Raw genomic sequence first — 16,359 nt, 5'->3', positions numbered from 1 at the left:
ATGAACACCGTGGACGTGGGCACCCTCGGCATCCTCGGAGCGGGAAAGGTCGGCACGGTCCTGGCGCGGCTCGCGCTCGGCGCCGGATATCGCGTGCTGATCGCCGGATCGGGCGACCCCGACCGGATCGCGCTCACCGTCGACGTACTGACCCCGGGCGCGGTCGCGGTCACCGCCGAGCAGGCCGCGGCCGGGGCCGACGTCGTGATGCTGGCGCTGCCGCTCGGCAAGTACCGCACGGTCCCCGCCGACGCGCTGCGGGGCAAGCTCGTGGTCGACGCGATGAACTACTGGTGGGAGACCGACGGCATCCGTGACGACCTCACCGACCCGCGCACCTCCTCCAGCGAGGTGGTGCAGGGGTTCCTGGCCGGGGCGCGGGTGGTCAAGGCGTTCAACCACATGGGGTACCACGACCTGGAGGACGGGGCCCGGCCGTCCGGCGAGGCGGGTCGCAAGGCGATCGCGATCGCCGGCGACGACCGCGAGGGTCTCGCCGTCGTCGCGCACCTCGTCGACGCGCTCGGCTTCGACCCCGTCACCGCCGGGCCGCTGGCCGACGGCGTGCGGCTCGAACCGGGCACCGAGCCCTTCGGCGCCAACGTCGGTGCCGCTGAACTGCGGGCGATGCTCGACCGTTTCCCGGAATCGGACCGCGGACGGGCGGTCATCGGCGCGCGCTCTCGTCACGGGGCACTCGCCGCGAACCCGTCATGACCGAGGTCGGCGTGGATCGCCTCACGCGCGTCGGTGCGCCCACCGCACGCCGTGCTCTGTCCCTCGCGGCGTGCGCCGGAACGGGGCGATGACATCCGCCCCGTGCCCTCGGATGGGTTGTTGTCCGTGGCGGTCCCGTTCGTGATCGCCGATGAAGCCGGGCTCCGGGGCCACCGCCTGCCCCTCGCCGGTCCAGTCGGTGGTTTGGGGCGAAGAGGGCGCCGACGGTGACGCCGGCGGCGAGCCCGGCGCCGCTGAGGATCTGGGAGGTGACCAGCACGCGCAGGATGCGCCGCTGTGCCGTGGCGGGGTCGGATACGAGGGCCGTCGGGCCGACGGGCGCGGTACTGGTCATGTCTCTTGCGGGGCGGGTCCGACGACGAGATCCCCGACGACGTCGCCGCTCCTGCTGTCGGACCGGACCGACTGGGTCACCGGCGCCGTCTGGGACGTCGACGGCGGCGTCATGGCCGGCCGCAACTGACCTGCCGTCAATCCGTGTCGCACACAGTCCCCTGGCGCCGATGCGCCCGGGGCGCCACCCCCGTCTCACGCGCGACTCGCCGCATCACTCCAGCGTGCCGCTGAAGAGGACCGCCGAGCTGCAGCGGTCGGGGGCCGGACCGGAGGGCGGGCGGCCCACCGTGCGGCAGGCGAGGGTCACCGTGATCTTCTGCTTCGGGCCTGCCAGGATCGCCGATGCCCAGTGGAAGTCCTGCTCGCGGAAGTTCTCCAGGGCGGGGGCGAGGAGCGTCTTGTCGTCCACCGACAGCGTGATGGTGCCCGCGTCGCCCTGAGGGTTCTCCATGACCAGGTCCGTCAGGCGCAGCACTTTGCCGTCCGGGACCGTGTACGTCGCCGCGGCTGTGCCGCCGGCCGGAGCCGAGGGGGTCAGGCGGTACGAGAACAGTGCGGCCTGCGGGAGCGGAGCCGGGCCTGTGCCCGGAGTCGCCGAGGCCGACGGGGACGGCGCCGCGCTGCCGCCCGGGCCCGGCTTGTCGCCCCCGGCGCCCGCCGACGCGGCCTCCTTGGCCTCGTCCGCCGCCTCCTGTGCCTCGGCCGCCTTGGACTCCGCCGCTTCGACCGGGGCCTTCACCGCCTCCTTGGCGGCGCTGCGGACGACCGGCCGCAGCAACCCGAACCACAGACCCGCCAGCACGCAGAGCAGCACCAGCAGCGCGATCAGCAGCTTCAGCAGGCCCGCCGAGACGATCGGACGCTGGAGGAGACTGCCGTCGAGCGGCTCCGGGGCCACCTCCGGCGCCCCCTCCGGGCCGGGGGACGGAGCCGCGATCACCTGGAAGACGTGGGGCACGGCGACCCCGCGCCACATCCACCTCTTCGGCCTGACGGGCAGCTTCACGAACGCCGCCCGCCCCGGATCCACCACCGTGGGCCCGGAAGGCAGCCCGAACTTCAGCAGATCACCTTGATCCATGCCCGAAAGGGCAACAGCCAGGGGATAGTTGCCGCGGTTGTCCAACGCCACCTGGTACCGGGCACCGGTGCGGCCCTGGCCCAGCCGGGGGGTCAGTTCCGCGGTGAAGTCGGCGTACGGCCGGATGTGCAGGACGCCCTCGGGCACCGTGGCGTACTGCGGTTGCTCCTGTGGCAGCACCCGTACGCCATAGGGGAGTTCTCCCGGCGGGACGGTGGCGTCCCGGGGCGGCCGGACCACCAGCTCCACCTGTCCGCCCGTGCCGGGGTTCAGGGACAGCGTCGCCGGCTCGACCGCGCTCCAGCCGGCGGCCGGACCCAGGACCTCGAAACGGTAGGCCTCGACGACGTTTCCGCCGTTGCGGATCTCGAGCGGGATCCGGGCCTCCTCGCCGGGCAGCACCGAGGCGGGTGAGGCGTCCAGAAGAGCGGAAGTGGTCATGGGGGGACGGTAGGGATCCGGCCCGGAGGGCTCCGCTCCCCTACGGACACACCTGGGGGCACGTTGCGTTGCCCGTTGAGCTGGCGTGGAGTGGCTGCTGACTGCCCGGGTGTTCACTGGACGACCAAGTGAGGAAGTGCCTGGCACGACAGGCGCCGCTCTCGCATGGCGTGGGGGCGCGCCGAACAGGGGGAAGTCGAACATGCGATACCAAGGAGAGAGCGGCGCGGAGCGCATCCGGGTGCGGCTGATGGCCCAGGACCCGATTTCGCGCGCCGGGCTGGCGGGGCAGTTGAGGAACTGCCCCCAACTGGAGCTGCTGGGGGAGGAGGAGTACGACGGGCCGGCCGTGGCCGTGGTGTCCGCGGACCGGATCGGGGAGACGGAGATGCAGACGTTGCGCCGTTTCCAGCGAGGCGGGGGATGCGGCACCGTGCTCGTGGCCACCGAGATCGACGACGCGGGGCTGGTCGCGGCCGCCGAATGCGGAGTGCTGGGTGTCGTCCGGCGCGCCGAGGCGTCCACGGACCGGCTGGTGCAGGTCATCACGGCCGCGGCGAGCGGCGAGGGCAGTGTGCCTGCGGACCTGCTGGGGCGCCTGCTGGACCAGGTGGGGCGGCTGCAGCGGCAGGTGCTGGATCCGCGCGGCCTCGCGTTCACCGGGCTGGCGCCCAGGGAGGTCGACGTGCTGCGGCTGATCGCCGAGGGCAGCGACACCGCGGAGATCGCGCGGGCACTGGCGTTCTCTGAGCGCACGGTCAAGAACATCCTCCATGACGTGACGACGCGGCTGCAGCTGCGCAACCGTTCGCACGCCGTGGCGTACGCGATGCGGCAGGGCTTCATCTGATCCGGCCCCACCGCGCCCGCACGTGATCCGGCGTCCGGGGCGGCCTCCACCGCGGTCGCCCCGAGCCGCCGGACACCGCTCGCTCGCGCCGACCCCGGACGCGCTGCCTCTTAGGGCAGTGGGGGCTACCCCGACCGGTGCCCCTTCTCGGGGTGCCTGCGGGGTGGGCTTCGGACAGGGTCGTCGTGAGGAGGGCTGTCCGGATGCTGTCGGCTCCTCCCGGGGACGCCCCGGGAGGCGCGGGGGAAAACATCCGGCGGATGCGCGTGCTCGAAGGTGTCTTCCGCTCCGTCCGGGGGCGGCGAGGGCTGGGTCTGCTGCTCGCCATGGTGCTCGTGGGTGCGACACCTGCCGCGGGCCCCGCCGTCATGGCTGCCGAACCCCTGCCCGCGCCGGCCGTCGACGAACTCCCGTCCGACCCGGGCCGGATCGCGTACGTCGGCGACGGCCCGCACCGCAGCGTGGCCACGATCGGCCCGCGCGGCGCTCTCGCGCCACTGCTGCCGCCCGGCGCGGCGGGCAACGACTGCCAGGCATCGGCGCGCGGCGACGACATGGTCTGGGTCAGCGACCGCAGCGGCACGGGGGAAGGGGTGTTCCGGCGCACCGGCGGCGGGCCGGTGACCCCGGTCGTGCACCTGGACGGCGGGCGGGTGGCCGATCCCGTGCTGTCCCCGGACCGGCGCTGGATCGCCTTCGTGTCGTGGGAGAACGACGACGGCGAGGGCAGCCGCACGTCGGCCGACCGCTGCGACGACTCCCGCGGCCGGTTCGGCGGTGCGCGGCCCTCCGTGTGGGTCGTCCGCACGGACGGCACCGGGCTGCGCGAGGCCGTCGCCTACGCGGACTGGGCCGACTGGTCCCCGGACGGCACGGAGTTCGTCTTCACGCGGGAGCAGCGGGCCTACCGCACGACCGTGGCCGCCGGCGGCGCGGAGGTCCCGGTCTCGTACGGGCAGACCCCGGCGGCCAAGCCGGTCTGGGAGCCCGCGGTCCCGGGCGGCAGGAACCGGATCGCGTACATCACCCGCACCGGCCGGGGTGAGCAGGCGCTCGCCACGGTCCCCGCGGCCGGCCGCGGGGAGGCGCCGGCCGACATCCTGGCGGTCGGGGCGCGCCACCAGGACGCACGACACGGCGCCGCGTGGAAGCCCGACGGCGAGGCACTGGTGTTCCTGTCCGGCGAGCCGTACCTCGTGGACGCCCGGGCGGAGGCCTGCGGCACCTGCCGGGGCACGCCGCTGTACGACCCGTACGAGGTCGTGGGCTACGAGACGGAGAGCGTCGGCTGGCACACCCCGGCCGGGGGCGAACCCGTCGTCATGGTGTCCGGGAAGGATCCGGAGGAATTCGGCATCGAGAGCCAGCGGGCCGCCGTACCGCTGGACCGGCTCGAACTGCGGGCCGGACAGAGCGAGGAGATCGCCCTGTCCGATCCCGCGTACGCGCCGGACGGGCGCAGGATGGCCTTCGTACGGACCACGGGGCGGCTGGAGGCGCAGACCTCCCGGCGGATCCTGGTCGGGGAGGAGCTCGGGCCGGCCCGGGCGGTGCCGCTGAGGTACGAGGGGATGGACGAGAACGAGTTCCAGGAGCGGCCGGCCTGGTCCCCGGACGGCACCAGGCTCGCCTTCGCCCGGTCCGCGCCTCCCGACCCCGACGTCCCGGATCCGGCCGCCGAGATCGTGGTCGTCGACATCTCCCGGGGACCACAGGACGGACGGCTGCTCCACGTGGTGCCGGAGCGGACGAGGTCCGGATACGTGTGCTACTCGGACGACCGTGACCCGGCCTGGTCACCGGACGGCGGCAAGCTCGCCTTCTCACGGTGGAGTTACTGCAGGCCGAGGATCAACGCGGTTCCGGGGCGGCTGCGGGGGCCGGTCCCGGGTGACGCGAGGCTCGCCGTCGACGACGGCGGCGGCACGTCGGACGGAGGCGGGCCTCCCGTCGACGGCGGCCCGCCTTCGGATGACGGCGCCGGAACCTCAGACGGTCCCGTACGGCTCCGGGACGACACCCGCGACCGCCACATCTGGACCGCCGGGGCGACGCCGGACGGCGGCGTGCAGTTCGACGTGACGGCCGCGCAGTGCGGCAGACCCGACTGCCGCGTGGTCGACGTACGGCCCGCCTACCGGCCCGGCACCGGCAGCATCGCCTTCGTCCGCCAGACCGCTGTGACCAGCGAACCGGGCCTGCGTGCCGCACCCGTCTCGGGCTACGAAGGGCCGCGGATGGTGCTGGAGACGGGCGACGACGGCACCCGCTGCCGGGGGCTCGTGCCCTTCGGCGACAGCTGCCCTCTCGCCGTGCCCGCGCCCGGCGGCGACGGGCCGGGCCACGACATGCCGGACAACCCGGCCTGGTCGCCCGACGGCCGCCGGCTGGCCGTCGACGTGGTGGTGTCCGGCTGGGACTCGGTGACCGACCGCCGGATCCGGGTGGTCGACCCGGCGAGCGGCCGCGGAGAGACGCTGCCCGGCAAGCTCTACAACGGCCAGCAGCAGCCCACCTGGAAGCCGAGCTCCGACCTGCGGGTCAACCTCACCACCGATGACTCGCCGCTGATGCTGGACGACACCGGCACGGTCGTCCTCGTCGTGGGGAACCGCGGCGTCGCCGACTCGCCGCGCACCAGGATCCGCGTCGGGCTGCCGGCCGGACTGGACTTCGTCGCGCCCTTTGAGCCGGAGGATGCCTGCACGGCCGATCCGGCCGACACCCGCCAACTGCTCTGCGACGTCGGCGACTTGAAGTCCGGCACACAGGCGCGGATCGAGCTGGGAGTCAAGGGCGTCGCCCCGGGTGCACAGGCGATCCAGGCCACCGCGCAGGGCGGGCTGACCGACCATCAGCCGCAGGACAACACCGGCGAACTGGCGGTGGTGGTCGTGGTCCCGGACCTGGCGGTCACCGCCACGGCCACCCCGCCGGTCATCAAGATCCGCGAGCGGTCGACCGTCGAGTTCACGGTCCGCAACGCCGGCACCGCGACCGCCGTGAACGCCCGGCTCACGCCGGCCGTTCCGCCCGGCCTCACGCTCCTGTCCGGCACGCAGTGCCCGGCCACCGGCTGCGACCTCGGCAGTATCGCTCCCGGCGGAGAGAAGAAGGTCACCTTCGTCTACACAGCCCGGAACGCCTTCTCCGGGACGATCGAGGGCAGGGTGACCGCGAGCACGCGGGACATCAACCCCGGCAACGACCGCTCGTCGGTGGACCTGACCGTCGTCGACCCCCGGATGCCCGACCCGGCGGTCACCGTGACCGCGACGCCCTCCCGGATACCGACCGGTGACCGGTCGACCGTCGTCTACACGGTGCGCAACCTCGGCGACGCCCCCGCGAAGTCGGTGCTGCTGACGCCCGTACTGCCGAGCGGGCTGTCGGTCGTCACCGCCACACCCGCCTGCCCCGCCGCCGGCTGCGCCCTCGGAGACCTGGCTCCGGGCGCGACGGTGACCGTGACCCGGGTGGTGACCGCGGACACCGCCCTGCGCGGGTCCGTCGCCGGTACGGTCACCACTCCCGGCCCGGACACCGACCCCGGCAACAACTCCGCCTCGGCGCCGCTGACCGTGGACGAACAGCCGCCGCCCGCGCGGCGCTCCGCCAATCCGTCCGTGTCGGTGACCGCCGGGCCGCGCACGGCGTACTCGGGCGGCGGGATCACCGCCGAGGTGACCATCCGCAACGGCGGGCCGGTCACCGCGACCGGGCTGACGCTCAACGTCGTCGTGCCGCCCGGGCTCCGGGTCGTGTCGGTGTCCCGGCCGGCGTGCCTGACCGGGGACGGCTGCACGCTCGCGAACCTGGCGCCCGCCGCCCGCACCACCGTACGGCTGCGGCTGGCGGCGGAGGGGGCGCTGACCGGGGCGATCACGGCGACGGTCACGACCACGGGCTCGGACAGCAACCCCGCCGACAACACGGCGAGCGCACCGCTGACCGTGCGCCGGCCCGTGGTCCGGCTCGACCCCGCACTGGGACCGCCCGGTGCGGTCACCCAGGCCCACGGCAGTTCCTTCCCGCCCGGGGCCACGGTGCGGCTGCGCTGGAGCGAAGGCGTGACGGCGGCGTCCGCGCCGGTCGTGGTCCGGGCGGACGGAACCTTCTCGGCGCCTGTCCTCGTACTCGTACAGGACGCGCTGGGGCCGCGAGACCTCAGGGCGACGCACGACGCCGTGCCCGAGCCGCTGATGCGCGAGGTGACGGCCGAGTACCTGGTGGTGCCCGGGGTGCTGCAGCCGTCCGACTTCCAGTGGCGCAGGTGACCGGACGTGATCCATGAAGTGGACGAGGCACTGCGGGGTCTGGTGCGAGGAGAGGCGCTGGGGGAGGGCGCGGACGTCGAGGTCGTCTTCGACGCGCCGACCCGGGACTGGGCGGCCCGGCGCAACACCCCCACCGTGAACCTCTACCTGTACGACATCCGCGAGGACCTGCGGCGACGCTCGCGCGGACGGCAGAACATCTACGACGCGCAGGGCCGGGTCACGGCCCGGACCCTGCCGCCCCGTTACTTCAAGCTCTCGTACCTGATCAGCGCGTGGACCCAGCGACCGGAGGACGAACACCGGCTGCTGTCCGCGCTGTTGGCGTGTTTCCTGCGGCATGACGCAGTGCCGGGCGGGCGGCTGGGGCCCGAGCTGACGGCGACAGGGCTGCCGGTGCCGCTCTCGATCGCGCTGCCGCCGCCGGAGGACCGGGCGTTCGCGGACGTGTGGTCGGCGCTGGGAGGCGAGCTGAAGCCCTCGCTCGACGTCGTGGTCAGCGCGCCGGTCACCACGGCACCGGTCTACCCGGCTGGGCCACCGGTCGAGGAGGGCTTGGCGGTCGACCTGTCGGACGTCCATGCGCCGGCCGCCGCGCCGGCGTCCGTACCGGTCCCGGTCCCGGGGCCGCGTGGCCCGCGACGCGTCCGCCGCCCGGGCGACCGGACGGGAGCCTGATGGACCATCTGCTGGCACGGCTCGCGATCGTCGAGGCGCGGGTACGCCGGGCCGTCCAGGCACGACGGGCCGTGGACCCGGAGGCGGACGACCCCTTCCGGGGCCTCTACCTGTCCGATGAGGCGGTCCAGCGGATCCTGGACGAGCCGCAGGCCGTGCCCCGGCCGGACGACCCGGTGGACGCGCCTGGCCGGGAGGCCCCGGAGCGGACCGCCGAGACCTCCAGGCTGACCGCACTCCAACGGCACTTCGGCCTGACGCCGCTGGACGTGGAGCTGCTGCTCATCGCGCTGGCACCGGACCTCGACCGCCGGTTCGAGCAGCTCTACGGCTACCTCAACGACGACGTCACGCGCCGGCGTCCGACGATCGGGCTGGCCCTGGGCCTGTGCGGGGTGGCGGCGGTCTCGGCCGGGGCACGGGCCCGGCTCGCTGCCGACGCGCCGCTGGTGGAGCGTGGCCTGCTGCTCGTGGAGGAGCCGGAACGCCCCTTCCTGGGCCGGTCGTTGCGGGTGCCGGACCGGGTCACCAGCCATCTGCTGGGTGATGACGCCATGGACCCCGCACTGGTGGACGTGATGCGCCCGGCGCGGGCCGGGGCACTGCCCGAGGGGGTTCTCGGTGATCTGCCCGAGCGGCTCGCCGGTGCCGTACGGGACGCGATCTCGCCGGTGTATCTGCGGGAGAGCGCCGGCGGCACCGCGCAGGAGCTGGCCGCGGACGCCCTGGCTGGGGCCGGGCGCGCGGCGTTCGTCCTGGACCTGACGCGGCTGGCCCGGCAGACCGGCCCGGAGGCACTGGTCAGGGCGGCCGGCCGGGAGGCCGCGCTGGCGGGGGCGGGACTGATCGCGGCCCCGGTAGAGGCGCTGGGGGAGCGGCTGGAGCTGCTGCGGGCACTGGCCGGGCTGCCCGTACCGGTGCTGCTGGCGGGCCAGGCGGGCTGGGACCCGCAGTGGTCGGACGGCGCGCCGCTGCTGGTGGAGGTCGGACGGCTGGGGGCCGCGGCGCGGGCGGCGCTGTGGCGGCGGGTGCTGGGGGACGGGAGTACGGGGGACGCCGTGGCGGCCTTCGGCCTCACCCCCGAGCAGATGCGGCGTGCGGCGTCGACGGCCCGGCAGCAGGCGGTCCTCGGGGGCGGCCGGGTGGGCGAGGCGGAACTGCTCCACGGCGCACGGGCGCAGAACACCTCCGGTCTGGAGCGGCTGGCCCGCCGGATCCAGCCCGCGGTGGGCTGGGACGACCTCGTCCTGCCGCCGGGCGTCATGGGTCAGCTGAGAGAGCTGGCCGCGCGGGCCAGGCACCGGGACCGGGTGCTGGGGGACTGGGCGATGCGGCCGGGCGGCGGGCGCGGACGCGGGGTGATGGCGCTCTTCGCCGGGGACTCGGGCACGGGCAAGACGATGTCGGCGGAGGTCATCGCCGGGGCGCTGGGACTGGATCTGTACACGGTCGATCTGGCGACGGTCGTGGACAAGTACGTGGGGGAGACGGAGAAGAACCTGGAACGGATCTTCGCCGAGGCGGCGGGCGTCAACGGGGTGCTTCTCTTCGACGAGGCGGACGCGGTCTTCGGCAAGCGTTCCGAGGTGAAGGACGCGCACGACCGCTACGCCAACGTGGAGAGCGCGTATCTGCTGCAGCGGATGGAGACCTTCGACGGACTGGCGGTGCTGGCGACGAACCTGCGGGCGAACCTGGACGAGGCGTTCACGCGCCGCCTGGACCTGGTGGTGGACTTCCCGCTGCCGGACGCCGAGCAGCGCGAGGCGCTGTGGGACCGCTGCCTGGGCAGCGCGCTCCCACGGGCCGGCGACCTCGACCTGGCCTTCTGCGCGAGGGCGTTCGAGCTGGCGGGCGGCGACATCCGCTCGGCTGCGGTCACAGCGGCCTACCTGGCGGCGGAGGCTGAGCGTCCGGTCTCGATGGCGGATCTGGTGGCGGCGGTGGCGAGGGAGTACCGGAAGCTGGGCCGGCTGTGCCTCGCGAGCGAGTTCGGGCCGTATGTGGGCCTGGTGCGGTAGCCGTCGGCCGGTGCCGTCTGCCCGAAGGGGCAGTCGGCCCTGCCCGCGGGGGGACCGGAGGCCTCTGTCCGACGGGCGCCGCATGGCGGATGGTGGCAGGTGAGCCGGCCGAACCGAGCCCTCACAGCGGCACCCGGGTCAGGGGGAGAGATGCACGGACACGAACACGGGCACGAGCACGACGCGGAGTGCGCGGCCGGCCCGCGGCCCAAGGCCGAGCGGGACGACGCCGGCGCCCCCGACGCCCTGCTGCTCAAGGCGGCGGCCGGCGGACGGGCCGATGTGCTCGGCCCCGGCGGAATGCTGCGGCTGCAACGGGCCCTCGGCAACAGCGGTGTCGGGGCCGCGGTGCAGCGCTCCTCCGTGCACGACGTGGTGAACTCCGGTGGCGGCAGGCCCCTCGACGCCGAGGTCCGCACCGACATGGAGGCCCGGCTCGGACACGACTTCGGTGACGTACGGGTCCACACGGACTCCGCCGCGCACGAATCGGCGAAATCGGTCAACGCCCATGCGTACACGGTGGGTTCGCATGTGGTGTTCCAGCGGGACGCCTATGACCCCGGCTCCCACCAGGGGCGTACCACCCTGGCGCACGAGCTGACGCATGTCGTGCAGCAGCGGTCGGGTCCGGTGGACGGCACCGAGACCGCGGGCGGCATCAAGGTCAGCGACCCGTCCGACCGGTTCGAGCGGGAGGCCGTGGCCAACGCCGAACGCGTGATGGCCGCGCCGGCTCCGGCCGCGCCCGTGCAGCGCGAGACCGAAGGGGGCCGGGAGGCTTCCGGGGAGGGCGTTTTCGTGCAGCGTGCGGCGGCTGAGGAGGCCGAAGAGGACGAGGCCCCGGCGGAGTAGGGGGTGAAGGCCACAGCGGACCGGGCCGCAGGGGACGAGCCCGCGCGGAAGACCGAGGCGCCGTCGCGCCGGGCTCCTGACGGCGCCCCGGGCGCGGCCGCCCGGCCCCGGCCGCTGGACCCGCGAGTGGTCCAGCGGCTGCAGGCCCGTGCGGGGAACGCCGCCGTGGCCCGTCTCGTGGCGAAGCCGCAGCCCGCCCCCGTGCAGCGGCTGGACTCCGGCGCCGCACTGCCCGTCGCCCCCACCGGCCTCACACCGCAGACGGACCCGCGCTTCCAGAAGGCCGCCGGTGACATCCGGGCGAAGAAGAACGCCCTGGCTGCCCATCCCAGTACCTCGTCCCAGGTCAAGGCCGCCAAGGACGCGGCGAAGCCGCCCCGGGACGACAAGGAGGCGCAGGCCAAGGCAGCGCAGGCCGGCGAGATGGGCACGGCGAAGCCCGGCACCTTCGACAAGGAGGCCTTCGTCGCTGCGGTGTCCGCCGCGATCGCGGCGAAGGCGCCCAAGACCCTTGACGAGGCCGACACGTTCACCCGGTCCGGGAAGACCGACGAGATCAAGTCCCAGGTCTCCGGCCAGGTGAAGGCGGGCAAGGAGGGTTCGGCCAAGGACATCACCGAGAAGACCGCGAAGGCCCCCGACGAGTCGAAGGCCGTGGAGAAACCGGTCACCCCGCTGCCGGGACAGCCCGCACCGCCGACGCTCGCGCCCCCGGACCCGAAGGCAGCGGCGGTGGCGAAGGCCCCGCCCGAGCAGACCGATCTGAGTACGGGGCCCAAGGAGACCGACGCCATGATGGCGGAGGCCAAGGTCACCCCGGAACAGCTGGCGCACTCCAACGAGCCGCAGTTCAAGGCGGCGCTGGACGCGAAAAAGGAATCCGACGCGCACGCGGCGACGGCGCCCGACCGGTTCCGGGCGGCGGAGGCGGTGCGGGTGGCCTCCGAGCAGGGCGGCGCGGCCGCCGCAGGCCCGGCCGGCATCCAGGCGATGACGGCGGCGAAGGCGGGTGCCGCGCAGCAGGTCGCGGCGGGCCAGGGCGCCGCGCAGTCCAAGGAGGAGCAGGAGCGGGCGCGCGTCGCGGCGGAGATCAAGGGGATCTTCGACGCGACGAAGCAGGAGGTCGAGGGCATCCTCGGCGCGCTCGACACCGAGGTCGAGACGGCGTTCGACAACGGGCAGAAGGCGGCGAAGGCGGCCTTCGACGCCGACCACCAGACCAAGATGAAGGCCTGGAAGGACGAGCGCTACTCCGGCATCACGGGCGCGGCCCGCTGGCTCGCCGACGCGGTGCTGGACCCTCCGCCGCGCGCCAACCAGATCTTCGCCGAGGCGCGTCTGGTCTACGAGCGCGAGATGCGGGCGGTCATCTCGAACATCGCGGACCTGATCGGCAAGCGGCTGGCCGACGCGTCCGGCGCCATCGCGCGAGGCAAGCAGAAGATCGCCGGCAAGGTCGCCGAACAGCCCGCGAGTCTGCGGAGGTTCGCCCAGCAGGCGGCGAACGACATCGGCGGGGAGTTCCAGCAGCTGGAGTCATCGGTCTCGGAGAAGTCGCAGTCGCTGGTGCAGGATCTGGCGGACAGGTACGTCGCGGCGCGCGGCGAACTCGACGAGGAGATCAAGAAGCTCCAGGAGGAGAACAAGGGCCTGCTGAGCAAAGCGAAGGACGCGGTCGCGGGCACGATCGAGACCGTCCTGAAGCTCAAGGACATGCTCCTGGGCGTGCTGGCTCGGGCGGCAGGCGCCATCGACAAGATCATCTCCGATCCGATCGGCTTCCTCGGCAATCTCGTCAACGCGGTCAAGGCGGGCGTGACGGGCTTCGCCGCGCGGATCGGCGAGCACCTCAGGAACGGCCTCAAACAGTGGCTGTTCGGCCAGCTCTCGGCGGGCGGCATCGAGATCCCGGAGACCTTCGACGCCAAGGGCATCCTCAAGCTGATCCTCTCCGTCCTCGGCCTGACCTGGGCCAACATCCGCACCCGCATCGTGGCCCGGATCGGCGAGCGCGCGATGGGGGCGCTGGAGACCGGCTTCGAGATGGTCAAGGTGCTGGTGACGGAAGGCGTCGGCGGCCTGTGGAAGTGGATCGTAGAGAAGCTGTCCGACCTCAAGGACACGGTCATCGGCGCGATCAAGGACTTCGTCACCGAGAAGATCGTCACGGCGGGCATCACCTGGATCGTCTCCCTGCTGAACCCGGCGTCGGCCTTCGTGCGGGCCTGCAAGGCCATCTACGACGTGGTGATGTTCTTCGTGAACCGCGCGGCGCAGATCAAGAGCTTCGTGGACTCGGTCCTCGACTCCATCGAGGGCATCGCGCGGGGCGGCGGGGGAGGCGTCCCGGCCCTGATCGAGCAGAGCCTGGCGAAGGCGGTCCCGGTGGTCCTGGACTTCCTGGCGAGCCTGCTGGGCCTGGGCGGCATCTCCGCGAAGATCAAGGAGATCCTGCAGAAGGTCCAGGCACCGGTGACGAAGGCGGTCGACTGGGTCATCGACAAGATCGTCACGGCGGGCAGGAGGATTCTGCGATCCCTGAGGGGCGGGGGCGCCGACACCGAGCAGAGCAGGCAGGTCAAGGCGCTGGCCCGCAGCAGACTGCAGCAGGCCTGGCCGACCGTCCACGACGAGGCCGGACTCCGCCGGGTCGTGGCGGGCATCGCCGGCGACCTGCGAGGGCAGGGCCTGAAGAGGCTGGAGGTGGTCAAGCGAGGGGAGGAGAGCTTCGAGGTCCTGGCCACGGCGAGTCCCACCAGCGGCGCGGGCAAGGTGACACTGAAGCAGCAGGCCACCGTCCGCTGCGAGGCGTCGGTCACCTTCGAGGAACCGCCCGCCATCGAGGAACGGTTCGGCTCGCAGGCTCTGAAGGACGGCAACGGCCGCGTCGTCATGCAGGACGGCCGCCCCGTCATGGTCCCCGACTCCCTTCCCGCGGCCATCGAGGGGCATGGGGGCAGGACCAGGCGCGGTACCCAGATCGGCGGCCAGATCCTCCCCATGACACCGGGCGGGAAGGTCGCCGAGGTGGAGACCTGGAACACCCGGGACCCGGTGAGGGGCTCCCACCGGAGCCATGCCGAGTACCAGTTCGCGACATGGCTGGACAAGACGGTGAAGCGGGGCTCGAAGGTGACCGAGCTCAGCCTGCGGGTCGTGGGCAAGGGGCCCTGCCCGGGCTGTACGGGCACGCTGAACGAGCTGCTGGCCCGGCTCGGCGGAGGAGGCGCGGTCGCCGCATCGATCAGCTATGACGCCAAGGAGCACAAGGACTGGGAGGGGACCGGAACCAACGCCGCGGAGACCCTGCTCGGGGGGCAGTGGGAAGTCAACGGCAAGAAGGTGGCCGCCAAGCTGGAGTAGCCGCTTGCCCGAAGGGGCACCGCGGGGTTCCCCCAGACCCGTACGGCAGGTCATGACCTTGAACGGGCGCACGGCGCAGGCTGAAGGCGACCGTTACGTCCCAGGGGAGGGCCAGGATGCCGTCGTACCTGTCACCAGGCGTCTACGTCGAAGAGGTCGAGGCCGGCTCGCGCCCGATCGAAGGCGTCGGGACCGCCGTGGCCGCCTTCGTCGGGCTGGCGGCCGACGGGCCGTACAACACGCCGACCCTGGTGACCAACTGGAGCCAGTTCACCTCCGCCTTCGGGGACTTCATGGAGGGGTCGTACCTGGCCCACGCCGTCTACGCCTACTTCCTCAACGGGGGAGGGAGCTGTTACGTCGTACGGATCGGCGGGGACGGCGGGCCTGCCGCCCAGGAGTCCCGGCCCACGGCCGCCGCCGGGAAGCGGGGGAAGGCAGGGGCGCTGCCCGCGGGGCCGCGCAGCGCGCTCGGAGGGTTTCAGGTCGCCGCCCTGGAGGGGACGGGCGACGGGATCGCCGTCGAGGTGGCGGACGCCAAGGGGGAGTCGCCCGGCGAGGACGCCTTCACACTGACGGTGAAGCGCGCGGACCGGGTCGAGGAGACCTGGGAGGTCTCCGCCAAGCGGAGCCAGCGCAACTACGTGGTGACGGTGGTACGGGACAAGTCACGGCTGATCACCGTGGAGGACGCCGGGCCGGCGCAGGCGCTGGGCCGGCCCGAGAACCAGACGGTGGGTCTCGCCGCGGCGCCCGCCCCCGCGGCGGCGCCCGCGGTCCCGGCGGTCCTCAGCCCGTCCGACTACGTCGGCAGCACCGACGACCGCACCGGCTTCGGCGGGCTGGAGACCGTCGACGAGATCACGATGCTGGCCGTGCCGGACCTGATGAGCGCATACCAGCAGGGCGCGCTCGACGCAGAAGGGGTCAAGGCCGTCCAGCTGGCGATGATCGCGCACTGCGAGCTGATGGGGAACCGCGTCGCGATCATCGACCCGCTGCCCGACCTCTCGCCGCAGCGGGTCAAGGACTGGCGCATGACGGGCGCCGGATACGACTCCAAGTACGCGGCCCTCTACTACCCCTGGGTGAAGGTGGCCGATCCCACGGCCCCGAACCAGGCGAAGTTCATCCCGCCGAGCGGGGCTGTCGCGGGGATATGGGCGAGGAACGACGAGAGCCGCGGCGTGCACAAGGCTCCCGCCAACGAGGTCGTGCGGGGAGCCGTGGACCTGGCCGTCCACCTGACGAAGGGCGAGCAGGACCTGCTCAATCCGATCGGTGTGAACTGCGTCCGCAGTTTCCCGGGACGCGGAATCCGGGTGTGGGGCGCACGGACCCTGTCGTCCGACCCGGCCTGGCGGTACCTCAACGTCCGGCGGCTGTTCAACTACATCGAGGAGTCGATCCTCATCGGCACCCAGTGGGTGGTCTTCGAACCGAACGACGACGCCCTGTGGGCACGGATCCGACGGACCATCTCGGCCTTCCTGGTCAACGAGTGGCGCAAGGGCGCGCTGTTCGGGATGACGCCCGACGAGGCCTTCTACGTGAAGTGCGACCGCGAGACGAACCCGGCCGAGGGCATCGACGCCGGTCAGGTGGTCTGCGAGATCGGGATCGCGCCCGTGAAGCCGGCCGAGTTCGTGATCTTCCGGCTGGCCCAGTTCTCGGGTGGCACCAGCCTCGTCAACGAGTAGAGCAGCCAAACAGAACAAG

At 73.1% G+C, this 16,359-nt stretch carries 9 protein-coding genes; 8 read left to right on the top strand and 1 reads right to left on the bottom strand.

What is annotated here, in order from left to right; all coding sequences use genetic code 11:
- Complete coding sequence (locus tag AB0K02_RS10840; RefSeq protein WP_365992038.1) at window positions 1-717, top strand: NADPH-dependent F420 reductase; 717 nt, start codon at window positions 1-3, stop codon at window positions 715-717.
- A 568-nt stretch (window positions 718-1,285) separates the two neighbouring features.
- Here the strand turns inward: AB0K02_RS10840 and AB0K02_RS10835 are convergent.
- Window positions 1,286-2,596 (bottom strand): hypothetical protein, encoded by a 1,311-nt coding sequence (locus AB0K02_RS10835; RefSeq protein WP_365992037.1) that lies wholly within the window; start codon window positions 2,594-2,596, stop codon window positions 1,286-1,288.
- Window positions 2,597-2,798: 202 nt separating this feature from the next.
- Here AB0K02_RS10835 and AB0K02_RS10830 point away from each other — a divergent pair, with 202 nt between their 5' ends.
- The 7 genes from AB0K02_RS10830 to AB0K02_RS10800 all read left to right on the top strand — a co-directional run bounded on the left by AB0K02_RS10830 (window position 2,799) and on the right by AB0K02_RS10800 (window position 16,340).
- Window positions 2,799-3,446 (top strand): response regulator transcription factor, encoded by a 648-nt coding sequence (locus AB0K02_RS10830; RefSeq protein ID WP_365992036.1) that lies wholly within the window; start codon window positions 2,799-2,801, stop codon window positions 3,444-3,446.
- 260 nt (window positions 3,447-3,706) lie between these two features.
- The gene (locus AB0K02_RS10825; protein WP_365992035.1) at window positions 3,707-7,723 is read left to right on the top strand and encodes a hypothetical protein; all 4,017 of its coding nucleotides are present in this window, start codon (window positions 3,707-3,709) and stop codon (window positions 7,721-7,723) included.
- A 6-nt stretch (window positions 7,724-7,729) separates the two neighbouring features.
- On the top strand, window positions 7,730-8,401 hold the full coding sequence (locus tag AB0K02_RS10820; protein WP_365992034.1) for a DUF4255 domain-containing protein: 672 nt from the start codon (window positions 7,730-7,732) through the stop codon (window positions 8,399-8,401).
- The gene (locus tag AB0K02_RS10815; RefSeq protein WP_365992033.1) at window positions 8,401-10,422 is read left to right on the top strand and encodes an ATP-binding protein; all 2,022 of its coding nucleotides are present in this window, start codon (window positions 8,401-8,403) and stop codon (window positions 10,420-10,422) included. Before AB0K02_RS10820 ends, AB0K02_RS10815 begins: the two co-directional genes overlap by 1 nt.
- 150 nt (window positions 10,423-10,572) lie before the next feature.
- Entirely contained in the window at window positions 10,573-11,277 is a 705-nt protein-coding gene (locus AB0K02_RS10810; protein WP_365992032.1) for a DUF4157 domain-containing protein, read from the top strand.
- Between the two features lie 3 nt (window positions 11,278-11,280).
- Entirely contained in the window at window positions 11,281-14,640 is a 3,360-nt protein-coding gene (locus tag AB0K02_RS10805; protein ID WP_365992031.1) for a hypothetical protein, read from the top strand.
- Between the two features lie 116 nt (window positions 14,641-14,756).
- Window positions 14,757-16,340, top strand: coding sequence for a phage tail sheath subtilisin-like domain-containing protein (locus tag AB0K02_RS10800; protein WP_365992030.1), 1,584 nt, complete (start codon window positions 14,757-14,759; stop codon window positions 16,338-16,340).
- Window positions 16,341-16,359 lie beyond the last annotated feature (19 nt).

The sequence above is a fragment of the Streptomyces sp. NPDC049597 genome (genome assembly GCF_040675505.1).
In the GTDB taxonomy this organism is placed as follows: Bacteria; Actinomycetota; Actinomycetes; order Streptomycetales; family Streptomycetaceae; genus Streptomyces.
Note: the sequence above shows the minus strand (reverse complement) of the source record. Positions and strands in the feature narration are given on the sequence as shown.

What these genes read in the sequence shown, in the direction of transcription:
- AB0K02_RS10840 (WP_365992038.1), top strand. Translation starts at nt 1, where the DNA reads ATGAACACCGTGGACGTGGGCACCCTCGGCATCCTCGGAGCGGGAAAG.
- AB0K02_RS10835 (WP_365992037.1), bottom strand. Translation starts at nt 2,596, where the DNA reads ATGACCACTTCCGCTCTTCTGGACGCCTCACCCGCCTCGGTGCTGCCC.
- AB0K02_RS10830 (WP_365992036.1), top strand. Translation starts at nt 2,799, where the DNA reads ATGCGATACCAAGGAGAGAGCGGCGCGGAGCGCATCCGGGTGCGGCTG.
- AB0K02_RS10825 (WP_365992035.1), top strand. Translation starts at nt 3,707, where the DNA reads ATGCGCGTGCTCGAAGGTGTCTTCCGCTCCGTCCGGGGGCGGCGAGGG.
- AB0K02_RS10815 (WP_365992033.1), top strand. Translation starts at nt 8,401, where the DNA reads ATGGACCATCTGCTGGCACGGCTCGCGATCGTCGAGGCGCGGGTACGC.
- AB0K02_RS10810 (WP_365992032.1), top strand. Translation starts at nt 10,573, where the DNA reads ATGCACGGACACGAACACGGGCACGAGCACGACGCGGAGTGCGCGGCC.
- AB0K02_RS10800 (WP_365992030.1), top strand. Translation starts at nt 14,757, where the DNA reads ATGCCGTCGTACCTGTCACCAGGCGTCTACGTCGAAGAGGTCGAGGCC.